This is a genomic window from Cohnella sp. CFH 77786, from assembly GCF_019400745.1.
Taxonomy (GTDB): domain Bacteria; phylum Bacillota; class Bacilli; order Paenibacillales; family Paenibacillaceae; genus Cohnella.
The window spans coordinates 73,639-96,238 of record NZ_WJIB01000011.1 but is presented as its reverse complement, the minus strand read 5'-3'; the positions used below and the strand labels follow the sequence as shown (position 1 = coordinate 96,238).

The 22,600-nt window shown below is 54.2% G+C and carries 17 protein-coding genes; 3 read left to right on the top strand and 14 right to left on the bottom strand.

The window, feature by feature from the left end; genetic code table 11:
- Positions 1-321 (bottom strand): YunC family protein, encoded by a 321-nt coding sequence (locus tag GE107_RS17110; protein ID WP_219641205.1) that lies wholly within the window; start codon positions 319-321, stop codon positions 1-3.
- Positions 322-494: 173 nt separating this feature from the next.
- Between GE107_RS17110 and GE107_RS17105 the strand changes: the two genes are divergently transcribed.
- A complete protein-coding gene (locus GE107_RS17105; protein ID WP_219641204.1) occupies positions 495-1,043 on the top strand; it encodes a hypothetical protein in 549 nt (182 codons plus the stop codon).
- Positions 1,044-1,185: 142 nt separating this feature from the next.
- Here the strand turns inward: GE107_RS17105 and GE107_RS17100 are convergent, their stop codons facing one another.
- Positions 1,186-1,560 (bottom strand): DUF423 domain-containing protein, encoded by a 375-nt coding sequence (locus GE107_RS17100; RefSeq protein WP_219641203.1) that lies wholly within the window; start codon positions 1,558-1,560, stop codon positions 1,186-1,188.
- 769 nt (positions 1,561-2,329) lie between these two features.
- Positions 2,330-2,623: a hypothetical protein gene (locus GE107_RS17095; RefSeq protein ID WP_219641202.1), complete on the bottom strand. Its 294-nt coding sequence runs from the start codon at positions 2,621-2,623 to the stop codon at positions 2,330-2,332.
- Positions 2,624-2,910: 287 nt separating this feature from the next.
- Between GE107_RS17095 and yhbH the strand changes: the two genes are divergently transcribed.
- Both yhbH and GE107_RS17085 read left to right on the top strand, forming a co-directional pair.
- On the top strand, positions 2,911-4,053 hold the full coding sequence (yhbH, locus tag GE107_RS17090; RefSeq protein WP_219641201.1) for a sporulation protein YhbH: 1,143 nt from the start codon (positions 2,911-2,913) through the stop codon (positions 4,051-4,053).
- A gap of 63 nt (positions 4,054-4,116) precedes the next feature.
- The gene (locus GE107_RS17085; protein ID WP_219641200.1) at positions 4,117-4,296 is read left to right on the top strand and encodes a hypothetical protein; all 180 of its coding nucleotides are present in this window, start codon (positions 4,117-4,119) and stop codon (positions 4,294-4,296) included.
- Between the two features lie 101 nt (positions 4,297-4,397).
- Here the strand turns inward: GE107_RS17085 and GE107_RS17080 are convergent, their stop codons facing one another.
- The 11 genes from GE107_RS17080 to GE107_RS17030 all read right to left on the bottom strand — a co-directional run bounded on the left by GE107_RS17080 (position 4,398) and on the right by GE107_RS17030 (position 22,444).
- Positions 4,398-6,821: an ABC transporter permease gene (locus GE107_RS17080; protein WP_219641199.1), complete on the bottom strand. Its 2,424-nt coding sequence runs from the start codon at positions 6,819-6,821 to the stop codon at positions 4,398-4,400.
- Positions 6,818-7,588: an ABC transporter ATP-binding protein gene (locus GE107_RS17075; protein WP_219641198.1), complete on the bottom strand. Its 771-nt coding sequence runs from the start codon at positions 7,586-7,588 to the stop codon at positions 6,818-6,820. Before GE107_RS17075 ends, GE107_RS17080 begins: the two co-directional genes overlap by 4 nt.
- Positions 7,589-7,692: 104 nt before the next feature.
- Complete coding sequence (locus tag GE107_RS27215; RefSeq protein ID WP_219641197.1) at positions 7,693-9,147, bottom strand: sensor histidine kinase; 1,455 nt, start codon at positions 9,145-9,147, stop codon at positions 7,693-7,695.
- A 19-nt stretch (positions 9,148-9,166) separates the two neighbouring features.
- Positions 9,167-9,877, bottom strand: a complete 711-nt coding sequence (locus GE107_RS17065) for a response regulator transcription factor (protein WP_219641196.1) — start codon at positions 9,875-9,877, stop codon at positions 9,167-9,169.
- Positions 9,878-10,116: 239 nt separating this feature from the next.
- Positions 10,117-10,800, bottom strand: a complete 684-nt coding sequence (locus GE107_RS17060) for a serine/threonine protein kinase (protein ID WP_219641195.1) — start codon at positions 10,798-10,800, stop codon at positions 10,117-10,119.
- A 188-nt stretch (positions 10,801-10,988) separates the two neighbouring features.
- Positions 10,989-14,678, bottom strand: a complete 3,690-nt coding sequence (locus tag GE107_RS17055; protein ID WP_255570563.1) for a glycoside hydrolase — start codon at positions 14,676-14,678, stop codon at positions 10,989-10,991.
- Positions 14,679-14,768: 90 nt separating this feature from the next.
- Positions 14,769-16,376 (bottom strand): ABC transporter substrate-binding protein, encoded by a 1,608-nt coding sequence (locus GE107_RS17050; RefSeq protein ID WP_219641194.1) that lies wholly within the window; start codon positions 16,374-16,376, stop codon positions 14,769-14,771.
- 73 nt (positions 16,377-16,449) lie between these two features.
- Entirely contained in the window at positions 16,450-17,346 is an 897-nt protein-coding gene (locus GE107_RS17045) for a carbohydrate ABC transporter permease (protein WP_219641348.1), read from the bottom strand.
- Between the two features lie 32 nt (positions 17,347-17,378).
- Complete coding sequence (locus tag GE107_RS17040) at positions 17,379-18,248, bottom strand: ABC transporter permease (RefSeq protein ID WP_255570580.1); 870 nt, start codon at positions 18,246-18,248, stop codon at positions 17,379-17,381.
- Positions 18,249-18,362: 114 nt separating this feature from the next.
- Positions 18,363-21,173 (bottom strand): beta-galactosidase, encoded by a 2,811-nt coding sequence (locus GE107_RS17035; RefSeq protein WP_219641192.1) that lies wholly within the window; start codon positions 21,171-21,173, stop codon positions 18,363-18,365.
- 224 nt (positions 21,174-21,397) lie between these two features.
- On the bottom strand, positions 21,398-22,444 hold the full coding sequence (locus GE107_RS17030; RefSeq protein ID WP_219641191.1) for a LacI family DNA-binding transcriptional regulator: 1,047 nt from the start codon (positions 22,442-22,444) through the stop codon (positions 21,398-21,400).
- Between the last annotated feature and the right edge of the window lie 156 nt (positions 22,445-22,600).

The following is a 22,600-nucleotide window of genomic DNA, read 5'->3' as shown; positions in this document are numbered from 1 at the left end:
CTATGCTCCCGAAGCGGCTGCGGCCATCATCCGCACCGCTTCTCTTCCTTTCATGCCGGCCGTGATCCCCATCGCGTGCGCCGATTCCGTCACGGATTCAAGCGGCGCTTCGAGCAGCTGCTCCAACGTTCGCACGCCTACGGCGCGCCCGGCAATCACTTTCCGGTCGCGCAGGCGTTCGTTCAGCAAATGAACGTCGAGCGCACCGCACATGATATAGCCGTCTCCTGCCGTTACGGCCAGCAGTGTCGTCTTCGGGAGGAGGACCTCGACCCCGACGGCCGTCCATTCCCCGATGCGGATCGGTTCGATTCGCACCATGCCTTACCACCTCCTCGGCATACGCCGGATCGTGCGCTACATGATATGCGCCGGGAGGACATTTTTTTCGGGCGCTTGCTCCATTCGGGATCTTTTTTAGGCAGAACATCCATGTTATAGTAGGCATTAAGACATAGACTTCCAGTACCAGATCGAACAAGGAGGACGCGCGGATGAAAGACGACAGATCGGAAACAGACAACAACTCCTTCTTGTTTCAAGTCGATATTCTCGTTTCTGCCAGAACGAACGGAGAAGCCTTGGAGCGGCTGCTTCACGTGCTGAACGCCGGCGAATTCGCGGACTTCCGCGTCGGCTCGGGCATTCAGCTCGGACAAGTCATCGAGGAAGCGCTGGCGAAGGGGAAGAGGAAGACCGAATCGGCGGGCTCCCCCGCAACGCAGGCAGATCAAGCGAAAGTCGCGGCTGCCGTAGCCAAGGCCAAGGACGCCGTAGCCAAAGCGAACGCGAACGCCCCCGTCCCGCCGAAAACGCCGGAAGCGGCTCCCCCATCCGATGAGCTCGAGCAGCGAATCCGCCAATATATCGAAACGAACAAGCTGATCCGCCTGAACGTAAACAAAGGCCGGGGCATCAAGCTGAACATACCTTGCCGGATGATCAGCTTCGATAAGGCCAGTCAGCTTCTGACGGTGTATCATGTCGACGAGAAACAGGTCCACAGCTTCAAGCTGTTCGAAATCGACGATTTCGTCGAATAACAGGGCTGTACGTAAGAAAGGCACCTATCTCCGTGCTGGGTGGAGTTCAGTCGGTGAAACCTGCTTCTTGAGATCTAAAAAGGATAGAGAGATCAGATACGATCTGATCCTCTATCCTTTTTTGTAGCCTGGCTATCCCTCTTCATCCCTTCGGCTTTCGCGCAGCCAGAGCCAAACAAAGCCATCCCGCCAGGAAGGCGACGCCGCCGAGCGGGGTGATGGCGCCCAGAGCGTTCACTCCGCTCAAGGCAAGCGCGTAGAGGCTCCCCGAGAACAGCACGATTCCGGCAAGCAGCAGACCGGCCGCCCGCAAAGCGAGCTTGGGAGAGCCGAGCTTGTCCGCGAGCGCGGCGATCAGCAGGATGCCGAGCGCATGGAACATGTGGTATTGCACTCCCTTATGGTAGACTTCCAGCGCGTGTTCGGAAATCCGTCCCTCCAGCGCATGGGCGCCGAAGGCCCCGATCGCGACGGATAACATGGCGGCGATTGCGCCGATTCTGACAAAGGCTGACATGTGCGGCTTCCCCTTCCTGATCCAACATTGTCGTCCTCCCATTATAGCGCCATGAAGATCAAGGTTCCAGATGCGGGCGTAGACGTCGAAGTCGCTCCGCGAGCAAAACTCCCTGACCGTTTCATGGATCAGGGAGTTTTGTTCGGCTCATGATTTTCGAACGTTGACATTACTTCTCGCAGGAGCTCAGGCTCATGCAGCTCTGCAAGTTGCATAAACCGGTTAACGTTGTCGTAATGGAGGACGGGCTCGTGAGGACGGATCCATCCAATTATCTTTGACCTCCGAGATGGATGAAAAAAGGTAAACCGCTCATGATTTTCCTCCCCGTGAACGGAATTGGGATTCCATTCGTATATCATTCATATCGATGTGAATCTATATCAGAGCAGACCGGAATATTTCGTTCCTTTTGCTTTTCAAACCTTTTTTCAACTGCAAGAACCAGAGGATATAAGATAATCAAGACTAGTGTGACAGATATGGACTTCTCGAAAAGATTACTAAATTTTTCGATTGACCAGTTATCCTCTCCAACAATCCGGTACGCCACTTGGTTTGATACTCCGATTCCATCATTTGCTTCCGGAATTAGGCTCTGCGTATCGTTTTGAGCAAGGCAAATCAAAGCCGCGATCGAAAGCAAGACTGCAAGAATGAAACTTTTAGAGAATGGGCTGGAAACACCCGCTTTTCTGAGTATAAAGATTGAAACCATGACCATTATCAAACACACTAACAGAAAAACACCTTTCCCCCTCCGTTTACGCTATTCGCGGTAATTTACAACTCTTTTGCGATAGACGATGTAATCGATCAAGACACCAACCGCAAACCAGATCATCACGCCTAAAAAGGCCGTCACAAAAATAAACTTGAAGTTTACGATGTCGCTCAGCCCATAACCGGCTTTAAAGAAAAATTCGATGTTCGATACCAGATTCGCTGCGACTTGATTATCGCCTTCACCGAATCCATTATGCCGGCTTTGATCAATGATTACGGAGAGAACGACCAGTACGATTTGCATCAACGCCAATACGATCGAATATTTGAACTTCATGATCCTGCTCCCTTCGCCTGTTCCTTTCCATTAGACGAAAATGCCGGGATGGGGTTGCGGTTCCTTCGTTACTTTCACTAAAACGAACCGCCAAGCGATTCCGAAATCGCGATCAGCAGCCGTCCGGCTTCTACCCTCCGGGGGCTTTGTTTTTCGAATGTTCACGAAAAGCGGACAAATCGCCGTGATCCGCGCCCTTTGCCGATTTTCCCGCTCATCCTTTGCACCGGCCGGAATATACTGGATATGAAACACTGCATTCTGTTCACTTAGGAGGTGGGCCGGCCATGAATGCATCGTTCATCTTGTCGCGGGAAGATTGGTCCTTGCACCGCAAGGGTTACCAGGATCAGGCGCGCCATCAGCAGAAAGTACGCGAAGCCCTGAAGCAAAACCTGCCCGACCTGCTGTCCGAGGAGAACATCATTCTCTCCGACGGACGACAGATCATCAAAATCCCGATCCGGAGCCTGGACGAGTACCGGTTTGTTTTCAATAACAGCAAGAAGAAGCACGTCGGACAAGGAAACGGCGACAGCCAGGTCGGAGACGTCATCGGCACCGATCCCGCCCCCAAGAGCGGCAAGGGCGAAGGCGCCGGCGACCAACCCGGGGACGACGTCGTCGAAGCGGAAATCTCCATCGCCGAGCTGGAAACCATGCTCTTCGAGGAGCTGGAGCTCCCCTACATGAAGCGCAAAGACAAAGAGCAGATCGAAGTCCGCGACGTGAGGTTCAACGACGTGCGGCGCAAAGGAATTCTCTCCAACATCGACAAGAAACGGACGATCCTGGAGAACCTGCGGCGCAACGCGCGCGAAGGGCATCCGGAAATCGCCGGCATCTCGCCGGACGATCTGCGGTTCAAGACGTGGGAGGAAGTCGTCAAGCCGCAGAACAACGCGGTCATTCTGGCCATGATGGACACGTCGGGGTCTATGGGCACGTTCGAGAAGTACTGCGCGCGCTCGTTCTTCTTCTGGATGAACCGGTTCCTCCGGCGGCAGTACGAAAAAGTGGAGATCGTGTTCATCGCGCACCATACGGAAGCGAAGGAAGTGACGGAGGAGGAGTTCTTCACGCGGGGCGAGAGCGGGGGAACGATTTGCTCGTCCGCTTATTTGAAGGCGCTGGAGATCATCGATTCGCGTTATCCGCCGTCGATGTACAACATCTACCCGTTCCACTTCTCCGACGGCGACAACCTGACGAGCGACAACGAGCGGTGCGTGAAGCTGATCAGGGAGATGCTGACGCGCGCGAACATTTTCGGTTACGGGGAAGTGAACCAGTACAACCGCAGCAGCACGCTGATGTCGGCCTACAAGCATTTGGAGCATCAGCAGTTCCTGTATTACGTCATCCGGGAAAAAGGCGAAATCTATAACGCGCTCAAAACGTTCTTCCGCAAGCGGGAGGCGGCAGGGTGAGGCACGTCCGGCGATCGTTTCCGAGAGGAGCGGTCGCTTTATTTCTCCGGGAGGTGAAGGTAAATGACAATAGGTAGAGTCGCTCGTTGTCTGACGGTGGGTATCGTTTTGTCGATCATCGGGATCGGACTGCTGCCGTTTCTGCTCGTCTTCATGTTAATTGACGTCAACGGCCTGACGGAGTTCGACCCGACTCCGATCTACACGCTGGTGAACAAGTTTATCGGGGGTTCGAAAACCTGAATGAGCGCAAGATCGAACATGCGAAAAAGCGATCTTCCCAGGGTAATGGGGCGATCGCTTTTCCTATTCCGATTTTTGTTAGCCTTCTTTCATGCGGACCCTTATTCTATGACCAATATTCTTGCCGTGGTTCGCTTGATCACACTTGAAGACATCCAAACGCCAAGCGTTGAATTTACGACGCTGATCAAAACGACAGCCAACGTTCCTGTACCGTTTAATACGATCGGGAATCGAACAATACCATAAGATGAGAGCACTTTTTCGAGAATGGCAGGCAATACGTTTATGCCGACGATAATGCCAAACACGGCACCAAATATACATAGCACAGCGTTGCCGATCGTGATGGACTGCCGGATTCGGCCGGAAGTCATTCCAAGCGACTTGTAGATTCCGAATGTTTTGCTAAGCTTGCGAATGTAAATGCGAGACGTGCTGTAAATGATGATAAATGTGACGAGCAGGAACAGCAAGCCGATCAAACCCGTAGGGATAAGCAGGAGAATGGTTGCCTCGTGATAGACCGAATCAAGAAGCGTCTGCTGCGACACAACCGTTACGGCGTCTTTAAACTTCTCCTGCCATTGGTCGGCGACGGCATTTGCTTGCAAGCTGTCATACAGATTAATGAAGCAATTATTCGTGCCTTCATCCGTCGTTTCCGATGCTGCTGCAGACGATGTTATCCGGGCCGAATTGGACATGTTCGCAATTGACTGATAAATGCCCGTAACGAGGAGTGTTTTGCGTTGTCCTTCCAAATACAATACGACGGTATCGCCCACCTGCTTGTTGAACTTCCGCGCTACGTTAACCCCGATTGCAATCTCATTTCCATTGCGCGGATTGCGGCCGCTTAGAGCAGAGAATCCATATTCGTCGTAGCTTCCCTCGAGTATATCGATGACGACGCTGGCAGATGAGACGGTTACGTCTTGGTCATCCGCGCCGATATCGGCGTCCCTTAAAGTTTCGCCCTGAATGACACCCGAGATGCTTCGTGACCAGGCGAAAGAACGGATTCGCCGATCGGATTTTAACGCTTGATCGAATTCTTTGCGCGAGAAGGACGTTGGGTTGAAAACGGTCGCGACGACATCGGAAGAATCGTAGCCCCATTGGCTTGCCGTTTGCCGCATCGAAGCCATGCTGTTCGCGAAGACAAAGCCGAACACGAGAACGGCTGATGTCAAGACGGCCAGTACAAGCATGAGCAAAGAGCCTTTCCTATTCGTTATCACACTTCGGATCCCGATGACCATGAAGGCAGGAAATCTGCCGAAACCTGATTTCGTTTTGGAGCCGTGGATTCGATTAGCCTTGTTATATTCCGACTCGGACATCCCATATCGGATCGCCTGCATGGGGATCACGCGGCGCGCTTTGCCTGCATAGATCAACACGCATAGGATGACCGCTGCCAGCACAACGAGTCCGACCGATACAGCCATTCCGGCGCTGTTCACTTGAAGAGCTGTTGACTCCGTCTTCAAGGACGACATGGACACCCCGATCAGGAAGCGGGAGAGAACCTCGCTGAGCAGCGTTCCGGGAACAATGGCAACGATCGCTAGAATCGCATATTGCATCAAATAAGTGGCGACTATGTGACGTGAGCGTAATCCGATCGCCTGCAATACGCCGATCGTTGCATAATTCGCCAGGATGGCGTCGTAGATCGTGAAACCGATCGTCAGCAGCGCGACTAGCATCATGACGGCGCCGAGAAATATCATCACAAAACCGATCAACTTGTTTATGATGAGATAAAAAGCGGCAATTTCATCATAGCCCTTCTTCGATTCGAGATAAACCGTACCCAAGTGCTGTTCGAATTGTTTCCAGTATTGCGCACTCTTGCTATAGTCGTCAAAACGAAGACCGAGCATATACGCATCGTTTCCGGGCATCGAATGGAACTCACGCGCATAGTCTGACGGGTTCATCCAAATTCTGGAGGTATTCGAAAATGGAGCTCCATACGGGATATCAACGACGATCTCGGATACACGGAATTCCAGCAAATCGCTTGATTTTTTTACGCCAAGGATATCACCGACATGAATCCCGTAGTTATAGGCCAGAGAAGTCGGGATCCAAACCGTCCCCGAAGCGGGCAATGTCCGGGAAACGTTATTCGAAGCAAAAATGAGTTCATCCACGCCAAACGGCATTGCCGGCGTATTCATCATATACAGATAAAGATTCGGAATATCCTTACCCTTATGGACAATGCCGGAGAGCGTCCGGTATTGAAGCAACTTGGATGCCCTGACACCTGCCTGCGATGCCCACCAATCGTGAACGGCTCGCGGATCATGAAGACCTTTTTCCAGGGTAAGCAACAGATGGGAGCCGTTCGTTCGGTCATGCAGTTTGGAGAACAGATTACCTGAGTTAACCATAATCGACGCCGCGGTCGTGATCGATAAGGTGGACAGCAGAATGAGCAGCGCAATAAATCCGTTTTGCACCTTGCGTTTTCGCAAGTAGGATAAACAAAGCGACCAGACGGCGTTCATCCGATGAGCTCCTTCTCTGTCACGACGGCAAAAATCATCTTCTCCCTGTCTTCGATGCTGCTGTTGTCATCGAATGGACCGAATTCCATCACCCGTCTGATTTTGCCGTCACCGATCAGGATGAGTCGGTTAGCCCGGCATGCGGCTTTCATATCATGTGTGACCATGACGACCGTTTGTCCTAATCGATTCAACCGGGTCAAAATATTCAGAACGGATACGCCATGCTCGTAATTCAAGCTGCCCGTCGGTTCATCTGCGAAAATGACGGCCGGATCGTTTATGAGCGCACGGGCGATCGCCGCCCGCTGCTGCTGTCCGCCGGAGGTTTGAGAGGGGAGCCGGTTGCATTGCTGGTCTATCCCCATCTCGGACATGAGCGCCATCGCCTTTTGCTTGACATACGTTTTTTTCCTGCCCGCGATATAGCCAGGCAGTGCGACATTATCGAATAGGGTAAGATCCGGCACGAGATTGATGCTTTGATAGATGTAACCAATGCTTGATGCCCGAAATTGCGCGAGTTCACGCTCGTTGAAGCGATCCATGTTCTGTTCTTGAAAATAGATTTCACCCGCCGTAACGCTGTCCAGACCGCTGAGCAAGTACAGCAGCGTGGACTTCCCGGATCCCGAACTTCCCATAATTACGGTAAAATCGCCTTCGTATATCTCCAAATCGACATTGCGGATCGCATGGTACTGCTCGGTACCGGTAAAATAGGTTTTGCACAGGTTAGATGCCCGAATGATCGCCTTTTTTCCCATCTGCTTCCTCCTGAAAGTGTGTCTTGCCTTTATTGTATAAAGGCAATCTTGCACGACGCTTATCAATTTATGAATAAAGTCTTACAGGAGAAGAGCAGTCGGGACTAGCAAAGCGGAATCGTCAGATAAAACGCGGTACCTTCCCCCCGCACGCTCTTGAAAGAAATGGCGCCGCCATGCGCCTCCATAATCATCTTGCAGATGGACAGTCCGAGACCCGTTCCAGCCTGACGGGAAACGGCAGATGTGACCGACGTCTGCCCTCTATAATAACGCTCGAATAGGAAGGGCATATCCTGCGGTAATATACCTTCGCCCGTGTCGGCAATCATCACGGTCAAGCCATTCAGCTCTAGGTCGATGCTGATCCGAATCGACTCGCCGGCGGCCGTATGCTTCAGCGCATTGATAACGAGATTCGAGAAAACTTGCTCCAACCGCGCCGGGTCCACCCGGATCAGCACGTTCGGAATGTGCGGAGGCTCGATAAATTCGACCCCGTTTGTTCGAACAACATGGGCAAGCGGCTTCAGGATCGTCGATAAAACTTCTTCGCTATAATGTTCCCGAAGTTCCAGCGGGATGTGGTTGGACTCCCTCAACGCATGAAGAAGGAGATCGTCAACCAGCCGGACCATTTTGTCCGTGTTCGCCTGCATGACCCCGATATAATCCAATACCGTCTCCATATCGGGGCAAGCACCGTCTCGAATCGCATCGACGTAGGCTTTAACAGTCGTAAGCGGCGTCTTGATTTCGTGAGAAATATTTGAAATGAGCTCCTTGCTTGCTTGCGCATGCGCCGATCTCAGGTTGTTCAAGTGAAGGATTTCGGCGCGCATTAAATCGAAGGAGGCAACGAACTGTCCAATCTCGTCCTGCCCGGTGCCAAGGTCGATCTTATCCTCGAAACGCCCTTTTACAATCGCTTCCGCATGCAGCTTCAGTCGTTCCATCGGTTGGATTACGCGCCTTCGCAGGTGAACGACCGCCGCGATCAGGAACACGCTTAGCAATAAAATTGAAGCCATCAAGCAGACGTAAGCGATGAGCGGTTTCGTATGATCCGGTTCGATGAATATATCGCTGGCCGGTACCGTGAAAATGGCGTTGCCAACCTGCTGGCGATGCTCGTTCACGACAGGAAATGCAACGGAATATTGATTATGCGCATCACGAGCCTCATAAAGATCGTAGTGCAAATCATGTTTGAGGTCGACCGTGCGATGCTCGGCAGCCGTCCATGTCGGAGAGGAATTAAACACGACAGCGCCGTCCAACCGAACGAGCTGAAGGTGAACGTTATATTGTTCGCATAATCGGACAAGGTCGGCGATCATGTTGGAATCCGGGGCAAGAGCGCTGTTTGCATTTTGCTCAAGATAGAACATGACTTCGCTTGCATGTACACGAACTTGATTAATGACCCATCTTGAATCATTGGAAGACGAGTGCTTGTCCATTATCGCATGAAGTAAATAGGCTCCGCAGCAAGCGGCGAGCGCCAGACCTAGCAGAGCGGCAACCATCCAGCGCCTTGCCAAGCGGGTTAAAGACACGTTAAACTCCCCTCAATGCTCAAGTATTGGAGCTAAATTTATATCCGACGCCCCATACGGTTTTTAGCAGCGCAGGGTTGGACGGATCCGCTTCGATTTTCTCTCGGATGCGGCGTATGTACACGGTGACGGTGTTGTCATCGCCAATTGATTCATACCCCCATACCGCATCGAGCAGTTGGCTTTTCGTAAACACTTGGTTTCGATGGTAAGCCAAATAGTGCAGCAGTTCGAACTCCTTCGCAGACAAGCTCACCTCTTGTCCGTTCAAACTTACGCTGTATGCCCTCTTATCGATCGTCAGGGCGCCGAACTGCAACAATTCTCTATCGCTTGAAGCAGTCGATTGCTTCGCCATGCTGTCATATCTGCGGAAATAGGCCCCAATTCGAGCCGCGAGCTCACTCAGCGAGAACGGTTTCGTCATATAATCGTCTGCTCCCAACCCTAGTCCGAGCACTTTATCCGTGTCACTGCCTCGCGCGCTTAAGATGAGAATCGGCGTTTGAACGCGTTCGCGGATTTGCTGGCATAGCTCAATACCATCTATGTCAGGGAGCATGATGTCGAGAATAATATAATCGGGTTGCCAGGACCTCAGATGACGCAAGCAATCGGCGCCATTGTCCGCACAGACGGTCTCGTAGCCGCTGATGTTCAAATAGTTCGTTAATATGCGAGAAATATCTTTCTCATCTTCTACGATCAGTATTTTTTTTGCGGTTTTCATGGGCACACCCCCATGGAGAAATGTATGAAACGATATAGACGGTTTCAACGAGTAAATTCGATAAGCAGTACATTTTTCCTTTTCATTTTACAAGTTACTGCATGGAGAAACGACAAAAGGAAAAAAACATCATCCCCTTCCGGAAAGCATGTCGATTCCCGGAGCCGTGAAGAAAGATAAAGCGACCGTCCTCTCGCTAGGACGATCGCTCTGTATCCCATTCCGGTTCTCCTACAAAGTCATGACTTCCGTTCCGAGTCGAACAACCGGAGCAGCCGGTATGAGAAATTTTCCAAAACGAAGCTTGCTTTATCCACCCGGTTATACCAGTGCCTGATGCTCTCCAATATCCATAATGGAACTTTGACCGAACTCATGCTGGGATAGATATGCCGATACGCCCACGCCAGATGTTCCCAACGATGATCGTTTCCTTCTTTGATGTACTCGGAAACATCGATCACTTTCGCCCTGTCTCCCTGCATCAAAACATTTTTCAAATGGATATCCCTCGGATTCAAGCCTTGGCTTCGGACAAATTCGCGGGCCGCCTCCACGTCGAGGATGACTTGCTCGGGGATATGAATCCCTTGAAGCAGGCAGTCGTATAAGGTAGGCCCTACTTCCAGGCTTAATACCAGATAATGACTTCCGGCACCATAACATTGGGGGAAATACGGCGAGCCCTGGATACGTTCATAGATCTCCAATTCTACGTCTTTTTTATCCAATGCAAGATCGGAATAAACTTTGAACGCATAGGGGGGAGTACCCGCATAATAGAATACGGCTGCATCCGTTCCGATCCCGATGCAATACAAACCATCCGCGAAGCCTTCTATCGTTACCGGTTCGTTGTTGTCATTTCCGATCACCCTTATGTTCTGCAAAGCATTCTCCGCTAACTTCCAGTCCGGTATCATCGATAATCTCCTCATTCTTATTTTCCCGATCCTTGTTTGTCAGCTCCTTACTATTCTTATATAAGTATTCGATATTTTACAACTTTTCCCCTCTCGTAAGCATCTCGTTAAGACATGATGATGCGGGAAGGAAGCAGGAAAAAGCGATCGTTCCATTCGAGGGACGATCGCTTTTCGTTGAAGTAACGCTATTGCTTCTCCACCTTGATCCAGCTCACCATCGGTTTGGATCCTCCAGCCTTAACGGCTTTCACCACGAGTTCCCCGTCCGAGACCGCAATATTGTCGAAAGTCTTCGCTTCCCTCTTCGTCCCGATTACGTAGCCGGACAGCTTCGATTCTCCATTGATCGTCAGATTCATGACCCGATCGCTCGCGCTCCAAGGATCGAAGAAGCCGACCGTAACGCGATACGTGCCATTGGGGATTTGGAAACGGTACGTCAATCCTTTGCCGTTCACGTTCCCGTCATATTGGCGAATCGTCTCGTAGGGATCGGATAGTCCGGTGCGTGCCCACGTCAGGCCGTCATCCGCTTCGTAGCCCCATTTGATGCCCGTAACCGGATCGACTCCATAGGGCTGCTCCTCCAATCCCTGATAGGCTCCCAGCGACTCACCGTCCTCCAAGCTGTAAGGCGTATCGTCTCCGGCATCGACGTAGAAAAGAACGGGATTGGCGTTCGGAACAGGGGTTGCTTCGATCGGCTCCGATACCGACTCCTCTCCCGACCGTTGGGCGACGACCGTGAACGAGTAAGCGACGCCGTTATTCAGTCCCGTTACGATCGCGGATCCCGGATTTACCGGCATTTCCGTCACTTGCGAATCCGTTCCCGCAAGAGCTCTATAGCGGATCACATAAGATTCCGCCCGGTCGACTTCGGTGTAATGCAAGGCGACCTGCCCGTCGCCAGCCTTGGCCTGGTAGATTTCCGGACGGGCAAGAACCGGCCCGGGATCCCTGGCGATCTTCAAATAGGCGAATTGGGCGTCTGCCCAGCTATGAAGACCGACTCGACCGCCCGTGTAGACCGTGTCGGTAAGGCTAAACACCGGCGTTCCGTCAATCGAGGCCTGAATATGCTTACCTTCCAGACGCACTTCCAATCGGTAGTATTCGCCCAACTTGGCCGCGAAAGGTACGGCAGGCGCCAAGTTTTGGCCGTCCCGGCGAAGAACCAACGCCCCGTTCTCGAAGCCGAACACATATCCGTTCGAATAACTGCTGCCGCGGAAAGCGATTCCCCAATCCGCCCCTAACGTCGCATGTTTCGCGACGGCCGTGATCGTTCCATCGATGAAATGCAAGCCGCTCACGCCGATTTCCCCGCGGTTATCCCCGCCGGAGACATGCTTGAGTACGCCATCTGCGGCTGTCCATTGGCTGAGATCCTGATGATAAGAACCGATATCGCCGTTATCGAAACGGTCTTCCCATCGCACTTCCTCGCCGGCCGGCGTTACCGCCGTTTCCGCGAACCCGGTCCCTTTCCCGCCTTTGCCGATGGCGGAAACGCGAACCGTATAAACCGTGTCATTCGCCAGATTGCCGATCTCGATCGAGCTTGTATCGCTTTCCCGTGTCGATAGGAGCTGCGTGCCGGTAAGGACTTGAACGGAATAGCCGGAAGCGCCTTCCAACGGAGAAATCTCCAGGTGGGCGCGGCGATCCCCCGGTACCGCGATGATTTTGCCGGGAGCCGGCATATCGGGGATCACTTGAAATTCAGCGGACGGAGGACTGGCCTCTTGACCGTCGACGGCTTCGACAACGCCATAATAAGTCGTTCCGTTCGCCGCTCCGTCAATCCGAATCGTTCCGTTCGGCGTTTCGCTCAACTGTTCTTGATCGTAGCGGCCTGGCTCTGTGCCGTAGCGAACCCGATAAGCCGGTATCCCGGGTTCAACCGCATGGCGGACGATGAAGCCTCCGTCGGTCCCCGAGGCCGTAACGCCCGTCGGAGCGAGCAGCGCCGGAATGCCGTACGCCCGCTTCGAAGGCGGTCCGAATCCGTGCCCGTTGCCGGCTCTGATCGTCACGAAGTAGGATTTTCCGTTCTCCAACCCTCTCAAGATCAAGCGATCACCCGACAGCTGCGTGAATTTCTGTTCACGGGTGTCGCTCTGCGCACCGTAGCTTACCAAGTATTCGGAAGCGCCCTTGGCCGCACGGAACTCGACTTCCAATCCCTTGTTCATCGGCGTAACCTTCACGATCTCGGGAGCGTCGGGTTTCTTGTTCGCCTTGACCAGGTCGCCGTTCAACGTGACGACGGAGCGTGCGGGGATGACGGCTTCGAACGTTCCGTCCGATCCGATCGGCACGTCGGTTCCCCTGGCCAGATCTTGGGCAGCCGACGTCACGTAAGACTTCAGCACGTAAACGGCGTCTTTCCGATCCAGTCCGGTTAAGGAGATCTTGACGCGTCGATCCGACAGGCTGTCGTTGACGAAGACCGCCGTCACCGTTTGTTCCGCATCATGCCGATAAGCGGATCCGAAGAGACCGCTTCTCGCCTGCTCATCCAGCCCCGTCAGCGCGATGCGGTCGGCGCCGGGCCGAATGAATTTACTGTAGTTGCCGAGCGCCCACAGGATTTTGGAAGTCAGAATGTTCTGCTCGTCCCCCGGCAGGTTGAAATCGGTGTAAATCAAGCCGTCCTTGTAATCTTCCTTCGAAACCGCCGTCCACCATTGCCAGGCCGAAGCGTTCGCCCGCGTCAGGTCGAAATGGATCGTTCGGGCGACGTACAAGGCCGGATCGATGCCCAAATCGCGCCCGGGACCGTAGGAACCGAGAATGCAATATTCGGACATCCAATAGGTAGCGGCCGGATCGTACCGCTTCAGATTCTCCGCGAGAAGATCCCGCAGCTTCCCGAGACGGTCGTCACCCGGGGCGCTGTAATCGGACCAATAGGAATGCGAGGCGATTTTGTTGCCCACGGCTTCCTTCAAGAGCGGGTCGCCCAGCAGGTCCTTGATATATTCCCGGTATTTGCCGACGCCCAGACCGTTCGAGCCGCCCTTATATTGGTCCTGACCCGAAAATGCCTTGTACAGGTCGTCATCCAGCAGAGCGGTAATTTCCACGCCGTCCGGCGCGCTGATTTGCGAGGGAAGCCCCTTGGCCTGAAGCTGCCGGTACAGCTCCAGAATCACGCGCTTCATATCGTCGTTGTTATATCGGTTGCCTTCCTGGCCGGCCTTGTTCCAATCCCAAGTCGGCTCGTTGATCGGGCTTATATAATCGAAATCGAATCCTTCCTGCTTGAAATGGTTCAGCACGTCGGTTAAATACGCGGCGAATTTGCCCTCGTACCCCTCCTTCAAGTTCGTGGATCCCACGGTCGAATCCGGCTGGGCGTGGCCGTTCTTCGTCATCCAGACCGGCGGGCTGTTGACGAAGGCGATGAGCGTATCGACGCCTCTCTCCTTCGCTGCCTTCAGGAACCATTGCTGTCCCGCCTGCTTGCTCCAATCGTATTCGCCGTCTTCCGAGGATTTGAACGCTTCCGCCCGCCGCCAAGGATTGGTGATGATCGCCTGGTCCGTTTCGGTCGAGCCCGCACCGATATTGAAGCGCCACGCGGAGAGTCCGATTCCCTTGTCCCGCGAGAAGAGCAGGTCGGCCACGCGCGATTTGTTCTCTTCCGTCCAGTACTTGCCGAGCGGATCCATCGACCAGGCATCCGAAGCGCCGAAGTTATCGATTTTCTGGTATTTCACCGAGGCATCGATCGTGACTTGAGCATCGATCGGAAGCTGGCCTTCCGATGGAGCGGCAGCAGCCGAAGCGCCGATATTCAACGTGAAACACCCCGTGAAGGCCAGGATCATGGCCGTGATCTTGTTCCCGAATTTCCTGTTCATCATCAAACTCCTCTCCGGAATGGAACGCGCCGCTGAGAGAGAACGGACCTCAGCGGCGCGATTGCTTCATGATGCCATTATGCGATTACGGGCTTACGCACCTACAAGCTTCTTGTATTCGTCCAACTGCTTCTGAATCTCGGCTACGACTTTGTCATAGCCTGCGGACTTGAGCTGGCTGCGGAAATCGTTCACCGCTTTCTCCGGATCGCCGGCTTTGCCGAACACGATGGCCGGGAGCGATTGGCTGACCACCTGCGAGATGGCCGTGAGTTCGTTGTTGACCGGATCTTTGTTGAAGACGAACCGGCCGTACGGGTACGGTTTCTTGATTTGGTCGTAGGAAGCGTACAAGTCCTTCCAGCCGTCCCACCACGTGCCGTCCGGAATTTCGTTCTTGTCGACGCGTCCGCCCCAGAAGTCGGAGTAGAAGTCGTCGCGTTGTACGTCATAGCCTTCCGGACGATAGCGTTTGCCGTCTTTCACGACGTATTGCACGCCTTCGATGCCGTAGTTGAATAAACGGTAAATCTCCTGATCGTTGCGAATGAGATCGTACACCATCAAGGCCCGTTCCGGATTTTTGCTGTGCGCGCCGAGCGCGGTAGCGCCGTGGGTGATCGACATCGAGATCAGATTATTCTTTGTAGCGGACCACGGGAAGAATTGCAATTCGGACCCCGGCTGCAGCTGGTCCATCTTGTATCTGTCGGTCAGGAAGGATTGCGTATGATGCTGAAGTCCGCCGGATTTGCCCGCTTGCATGGCGGTTCTTGCGTCGCCTTTGTTGCTGAGCACGTCTTGGCGCCAGTAGCCCTTGTCTCCCCAATCTTTCATCAGCTTCGCGAAATTGACGAACGTGTCCTCGAATACGGGGCTCATAGCTGTAAACCGCTGGTCATACGAAGGAGCATAGAAGATCGGATACAATCCGGTGCTGACCGGCAAGCCAATGGCATCGGTCGTCGTCGTGACGTAACCGTTGAACATTTCCATGTTGGTGCCTTCCGAATCCCAAGGAATGACGCCGGGTTTCTTGTCCTTCACGCCCTGGAAGTATTTGCCCAAGGTCTCGAAATCCTTGATCGGCGACGTGATGCCGAACTCCTTCGCCCAGTCGCCGCGGTACATGAATCCATGGTTGACCCATTGCGTGTAGCTGTCTTCCGGAATCATGACGATCTGGTTGTTGTATTTCGTTTCCGCCCAGTGATCCTGGGGAACGTCTGCCCAGGTTTGCGGCGCGTATTTCGGCAGCAGGTCGTCCAGCGGCATGAAGGCGCCTTTCTGGGCGTTCGGCCAGGCATCCAGCCAGTCCGTAGCCGTCGTGATCAAATCGAGCGGTTCGCCGGAAGCGAGCAACAGGTTATATTTCGTTTGCCAGTCAGCCCATTCGACCCACTTGACTTCGAGTTCCGCGTTCGCTTTCTGCTTGAGCAGCGCGTTAACCTTCTCCATCACTTTCTCGAATTGACCATTCGTGGGCTTGTTGCCGAGCATGACGTAGGAAACCTTGACGAACTTGGAGGTGTCGATCTTGCCGCTGTCCCCGGACGCGGATGCGGACGGAGACGAACTTGCTTGGCTTCCGTTGTCCGACGGGCTGGCCTCGTTCTTGCTGCCCGAACCGCACGCCGCAAGGCTTACGGCGAGCACGCCCGTCAAGGCGATGCCCATCATTTTGCGAATCGATTTGTACATCTTCCGATTGCCTCCCTTTATCTTGATTTGCGTTGTATGGAACAGGCGAGGATCACTCCTTGCCTGAGACAACCTAACCCTTTACCGCGCCCACGGTGATGCCTTTGATGAAAAACCGCTGCACGAGGGGGTAGAACAGAATGACGGGCCCCGTCGCGACGACCGCGGTCGCCATTTTCATCGATTCCATCGGCATATCCTGAGGCTGTACGTTCGATGCGACGGAAGAATTCCGCACGAAATCGGCGCTCGTCACGACGTTGTACAAGAAAAGCTGCAAGGGACGGAAGTCCATGTTCGGCGAAAGGAACAGCATCGCGTTGTACCACTCGTTCCAGTATCCGATGGCGATGAACAATCCGATCGTGGCCAGCGCAGGGGTCGTCATCGGCAGGATCAATTGGAGAAAGATTCGGAAATCGCCGGCTCCGTCCATCTTCGCCGATTCGGTGATATCGTGGGGAATCGACCTGACGAAGCTCTTCATCATGATGATGAGAAAAGGCGTCATCAAACCGGGAAGCAAGACGGACAAGTAGTTGTCCTTGAGCTGAAACCACGTGGTCATGATGATGTAGAACGGTACGACACCGCCTTGAAACAGGGTCGTGAAATAGATCAGGAATGAAATGGTGTTGCGGGCTCGGAAATCCGGGCGTTGAAGCGCGTAACCGGTCATCGCGACGATGAACAGCCCGACCGCCGTTCCGACGAGCGTGATGCAAATCGTCACGACGTAAGCCCCCGTGATCAGCCTGGGATTTTGGAACACGATATCGTAGGCGAACAGGCTGAATTCCCGCGGCCATAAATTATAACCGTGCAACGTGATCGATTTTTCGGCGGTAAACGATGTACCGAGCACCAGGAAAAACGGAACGACGCAGAAAAGGGCGAACAGGCTGATCACGGTGTAGCCGAATACCCGTACGAACGTGGACGTACCGTCTTGTCCCCGAGTGCGGGCCATTGTGGTTTCCAAAAGTCACCCCTCCTTCCGGACTAGAACAACGTATTTTCCGGAGATACCTTCTTCATGAACCAGTTCGCGGAAACGACGATAATAAAGCCGAAAATCGACTGATAGAGGCTGACGGCACTTCCGAGAGGGAAGTTGAAGTTGTTCATCAGCGAACGGAAGACGAAGGTTTCGATAATGTCCGTCGAATTGAAAAGAGCGGAATTGTTCGCGCCGACCAGGTTGTAAATGAGGCCGAAATTCCCCCGTAGAATGCCGCCCAGCGAGAAGAGGAGCAAGATGATAAACGTCGGCTTCAGCCAGGGCAACACGATATAGCGGATTCGTTGCAACGCGTTCGCCCCATCGATTTCGGCCGCTTCGAGAATTTCGGAATCGAGGCCCATGATGGCCGCGAAATACACGATGGAGCCGTAACCGGTCGATTGCCACAAGTAGGTGATGACGATGATGAACGGCCAGATTTTGGCGTTGGAATACGTCTGGATCGGATCCATGCCGAACGACTTGAGCAGAGAGTTGAGCAGTCCGTACTCATAGCTCAGGATGTTATAGGCGATCAACCCGACGAGCACGAAGGAGATGAAATAGGGAAGGAACATGAGCGATTGCGTGATTTTCTTGAACCATTTCGTCCGCAGTTCATTCAACAGGATCGCGATCAGAATTTGAAGCGCGTTGCCGAATACGATAAAAGCCAGGTTATAAGCGATCGTATTGAAGGTGAGCTTCCACAACGTGCCCGAATGGATGAGAAATTCGAAATTGTCGAAGCCAACGAAAGGGCTGCGGAACATCCCCGCCGAGTAATTGAAGTTGACGAACGCGATGTATAGTCCCGGCATCGGCAAGTACGACATGACGAGAAAGAACACGATCGCGGGCAGGCACATCAGCAGCAGCGTCCTGTCGCTCCATAGAAGTTTGACTTTCGTGCCGAGCGTCGTTTTGGGCTTGCTTTGCGCTAACGGTCGGGCAACGGATTCCATGCGGGAACTCTCCTTTGCTCAAGGGATAAATTCGAGGGATGTAAGCCGTCCGGGCGATTCCGCATCGACTGCTTCCAGCAGAATCGTCACGTTTTCCGGATTTGCTCCGAACCATGGGCCCGGCAAGCAGAACGAGTCGGGACTGCCGCCGGTCATGACGGGTCTGGCGGCGCCTCCCGGCAGCCATATTCGGCCGACGATCCGTTCCGCGAAGATCGCGGTCAGCTTCAAACCGGTGCCGACCGCCTTCACGCGCCAACCATTGCCTCCGCGCGAGTTGCGAACCGAACCCGATAGCCAGGCGGCACCGCCCGGCGCAAGCTCCAGCGGCAGCGCCGCGGCAAGTCCGTCGCGCTGCGCCGCCTGAGCGCCCGTTGCCAATTCCCGTTCTTCCGCCGCCGATACCGTGAATCCCTGAACCTCCGTTCCCTCGTAAACCAGTACGCGCCCGGCAGGCAATCCCAGCAACCGTTGCAGATAGACGACGAGCTCCACTCGCTCTCCGGGAACAACGAACGAAGTAATATCGACATAGGGATCAAACGGGTTGACTTCGCCCGCGTCGCGGCCGTTCACGATTATCCTTGCCAACGACTGTATGCCCTTGAAATGGACCGTCCAGGTATTCGCGTCGGATGCGGTATCGAAAACCCGCCGGTAGATCTCGTTAGCGGGATGATCGGCCGACAACCATCCTCCGAAGCTGACGATCGGCCGCAAGCTGCCGCCCATCCCTTCTTCCCCGGTCTCGTAGGCGGAGTCGGCCGCGCGGGAGACGCTCCAATTGGAAGTGATATCGAGAACCCGCGTGACGGCGGCCATGCCGCGCAAACCCTTCAGGGCGTTCAACCGAAGTCCCGGCAGCCGGATATCGTCGAAATTCGTATGCCCCCAGATTTCGACTTTCGCGTTCAACCGCGATTTCTGCGATTTCGATGCCTCCATCGGTCCGTCGATCGGCATGAACACGCTGACTCCGCCCGGAACGGCGGTTCCGGCATATCTGCCGCCAACGTAAAGCGACAGAATGTCGCTCGCCCCGCGCACGAGTATGCCATGCACCCGCTTGCCGGCAGGGAGCGCCGCGGCGGATTCGTACCAGGCATAGCCGCGGTACACCCCCAGTCGTTCCAGGTGGTCGGCCTTTTCCAGGTCTTGTGCAACCGCGACGGCTTCACCGAAAGGCGCGGCTGCATCGATTTCCGTCATTCTCCAGTCCGACACGGCCCAAGATTCGTCATCCGGAGCTTCAAGCGTCTGCTCCCGGAAGGCAAGCGTACCCGACGAAGAAATCCCTTCGCACTGAAGCGCTTTGAATCGCTCCGCGATGACGAGGATCAATTTCTTTCCGTCCGCCATGGAGATCGTGCAGCTTTGCGTTCCGGCGCCGCTGAACCGAATGCGAATTCCGCCTTCCTGCCGTTCGGCGCTCAAGCCGTCTTCCGCAAACTCGAACGGCGATGGAAGGGCAAGCATCATGTCTCCGGAGCCTTCGGCGTGGAACGCAAGCATGGTTCCCTCTTCCCGGCCTTCGGCCATAAACAATTCGGCCGTGGAATAGACCAAGCTGCCGCGCATCCCCCATCTCGCCATAGGGACATCGACCGGCAGAGCCAACGAGCGGTCTTCGGCGAGCGTGATGAAACCGCTGTCAGGAATGCGCCTTCCGGCCGCTTCAACGAGAACGGCTTCCTTCATCGCACCGCTGCCGTTCGTAACGAAGAGAAGACTTCCTCCCCCCTTCAATCGAAGCTCGAACGGACCGAACAGGCCTGCGTCCGGGGTATCGGCGAATTGCCACCCCGTAATCGGCTCGGGCAGCGCCTCGGCCAGTGCGGATCCGTACGTTCCGATCAACCTGCCGAGGAGCCGTCCTTCATAGGCCTCTTCCCGGATTTGACCGTCCGGGGAGACCATGCCGCCAAAGTCGTAATCCGAGGTCAGAAACGCCAGCGGATTCCCCCAATTGTTGGTCGCATTCGTGAACCCGAAGTTCGTGCCCGAAACCTGCAAATACGGTCCGAGCAGCTTCGCTCCTGAGGACAATAATCTGCGGAGCAGGAAGTGGCTTCGGTTCGTTTCCGTGACCAGCAGCGGATAACCGCGTTCCGCCAAGACCCCGCGATAGTGGAGAACCTTCCGCTCGAACTCCGGATCCCGGTCATCCGGGTAAAAATTGCAGGTCGGCACCACGCCGTCGGTAAGCCCGGATGCCTCCAACAACCCCCCTTGTCCCGCGCAGGCGATCAAGGGCACGGAGATCCCGCATGCGACCGCTAGGTCGCGAAGCCCTTTGATGTACCCATGAGGATCGGAACATCCGTAGAAGTCCAGTTCATTATCCAGCTGGGCGCAGATCACGCTCCCCCCGCTGCCAACCTCAAACCGCTTCAGAATCGGAAGAATCCGGCCGAACCATTCCGATACGTATCGCAAGAATTGCGGATCGTTGTCCCTCAGCTTCATGCCCGGTTTGGCGAACAGATAGGCAGGCAGCGCGCCCCCGTCCCACTCGGAACAAATGTAGGGCCCCGGCCTTGCAATGACCCACAATCCCGCCTCCGCCGCTTGTCGAAGGAACGTTTCCACGTCCCGGTCGCCGCTGAAGTCCCATTCTCCTTCTCTGCGTTCATGGTAATTCCAGGGAAAATAAACGTCGATGCTGTTATAGCCCATCGCTTTGACCTGGTTCATCCGCTCGCGCCACGACTCGCGGGGGATCCGGAAGTAAAACAGCGAAGCGCTCAGCAGGATCACGGACTCTCCGCCAATTCGAACGGCATCCGGCGCGAAGCCGACCGTGGACGCGGTGCTTACGCTCTCACTCATGGAGGTCGCTCCTTTCAGATGGGCCAAGCCAGTGAAACCCATTTCATGAAACCCATTTCATTCAACCGGAAATAAAAAGGCCGCGCTGTTTGAATCGAAACAAGCTAGTGGCCATTTTCGGGACGAACCCTGCTGTGCATGAAGAAAAGGCAAATTGAAAGTGCTTACAGGAAAATTTTATACGAGCTTTGTGGTATTGTCAATCACCTAAAGATCGCCGATTATCATTTTCGGAATGCGCAGGTGGACTCCCGGATGATCAATTCCGGTTCAAGCAGGGTCGTCTTGGGCACTTTGCTCCTCGTGATCAGTTTGTGCAGGATTTCCGCCGCCTTTTGTCCGAGTTCATTGACCTTCAAGGATACCGATGTCAGCTCGGGGACGCAGTGGGAGGCGAACGGAATGTCGTCGTAGCCCACGATGGACAGGTCCTCCGGCACCTTGAGTCCCGCTTTGGTCGCCCCTTTCAACACTCCGATCGCGACCAAATCGTTCATGCACAGGACAGCGGTTGGCCTCTGCGGCATCTCAAGCAGTTGGCGGATGCAATCTTCCCCGTTTCGGACCGAGAAGCCTTCGCCGAGCACCCACTCCTTGCGCACTTTCAAGCCGTATTGCTCCATGGTCTTCGTAAAACTCGCCGTGCGTTGAATCGTATTCCTGAGTGTACGGTATCCGCCGACGATGGCGATATCCCGGTGTCCCAATTCGATGAGATGACGGGCGGCCAGTTCCGCGCCGAGACGTTCATCCATCGCGACCCTGTAGAAGGATCCCGGCAAATTGCCGTTGATTAGCAGCACGGGCAGTCTTTTGCTGACCTCCAGAACCTCCGATACGAGTTCGCTGCCCGGTTTGGCCAAGTCGATCCTTCCGCCGAGCATGACGATCCCGTCCACTTGCTTTTCCGTTAAGACGTTCAAGTATTCCGATTCCCTGACGTACTGATCCGCCGTGTCGATATTCGCGGACATCGTATCGCACAGAAAGAAGGTATACCCGTAGTTTCTGGCTTGTTGGTCGAATCCGGACAACACTTCCGGGAAAAAAGGGTTGGTGATGTCGGGAAGGATGATTCCGATCATGCCCGTTTCTTTCTTGATCAAGCTTCTCGCGAGTGCGTTCGGCTGGAACTGGTATTTGTTGATCAGCTCCAGAATCCGCTCCTTGGTTTCCTTCTTGACCGGCGCCGTATTATTCAGCACCCTGGAAACCGTCGCGACCGATACGTTCGCTTCCTTGGCAATATCGTAAACCGTAACCGCTTTCATAAAACCACCTTTCTTGCAGTTGATGCATAGCAATCACAAGCATAGCAAAATAAACGAAGTTTGAAAACAAAGAATGATGTCCTTTCCACTTATGACGTCGGGGGGAATGTCCACTCCACGCATAGAGATCATGCATATTCATAGGGTGTGGACAAC

Excerpts from the sequence above, each read along its gene's own strand:
- GE107_RS17100 (WP_219641203.1), bottom strand. The coding sequence starts at position 1,560 with ATGTCAGCCTTTGTCAGAATCGGCGCAATCGCCGCCATGTTATCCGTC.
- GE107_RS17085 (WP_219641200.1), top strand. The coding sequence starts at position 4,117 with ATGACAATAGGTAGAGTCGCTCGTTGTCTGACGGTGGGTATCGTTTTG.
- yhbH (WP_219641201.1), top strand. The coding sequence starts at position 2,911 with ATGAATGCATCGTTCATCTTGTCGCGGGAAGATTGGTCCTTGCACCGC.
- GE107_RS17030 (WP_219641191.1), bottom strand. The coding sequence starts at position 22,444 with ATGAAAGCGGTTACGGTTTACGATATTGCCAAGGAAGCGAACGTATCG.
- GE107_RS17035 (WP_219641192.1), bottom strand. The coding sequence starts at position 21,173 with ATGAGTGAGAGCGTAAGCACCGCGTCCACGGTCGGCTTCGCGCCGGAT.
- GE107_RS17050 (WP_219641194.1), bottom strand. The coding sequence starts at position 16,376 with ATGTACAAATCGATTCGCAAAATGATGGGCATCGCCTTGACGGGCGTG.
- GE107_RS17105 (WP_219641204.1), top strand. The coding sequence starts at position 495 with ATGAAAGACGACAGATCGGAAACAGACAACAACTCCTTCTTGTTTCAA.
- GE107_RS17110 (WP_219641205.1), bottom strand. The coding sequence starts at position 321 with ATGGTGCGAATCGAACCGATCCGCATCGGGGAATGGACGGCCGTCGGG.
- GE107_RS17040 (WP_255570580.1), bottom strand. The coding sequence starts at position 18,248 with ATGTGCCTGCCCGCGATCGTGTTCTTTCTCGTCATGTCGTACTTGCCG.
- GE107_RS17055 (WP_255570563.1), bottom strand. The coding sequence starts at position 14,678 with ATGATGAACAGGAAATTCGGGAACAAGATCACGGCCATGATCCTGGCC.
- GE107_RS17060 (WP_219641195.1), bottom strand. The coding sequence starts at position 10,800 with ATGATACCGGACTGGAAGTTAGCGGAGAATGCTTTGCAGAACATAAGG.
- GE107_RS17075 (WP_219641198.1), bottom strand. The coding sequence starts at position 7,588 with ATGGGAAAAAAGGCGATCATTCGGGCATCTAACCTGTGCAAAACCTAT.
- GE107_RS17045 (WP_219641348.1), bottom strand. The coding sequence starts at position 17,346 with ATGGCCCGCACTCGGGGACAAGACGGTACGTCCACGTTCGTACGGGTA.
- GE107_RS17065 (WP_219641196.1), bottom strand. The coding sequence starts at position 9,877 with ATGAAAACCGCAAAAAAAATACTGATCGTAGAAGATGAGAAAGATATT.
- GE107_RS17095 (WP_219641202.1), bottom strand. The coding sequence starts at position 2,623 with ATGAAGTTCAAATATTCGATCGTATTGGCGTTGATGCAAATCGTACTG.
- GE107_RS17080 (WP_219641199.1), bottom strand. The coding sequence starts at position 6,821 with ATGAACGCCGTCTGGTCGCTTTGTTTATCCTACTTGCGAAAACGCAAG.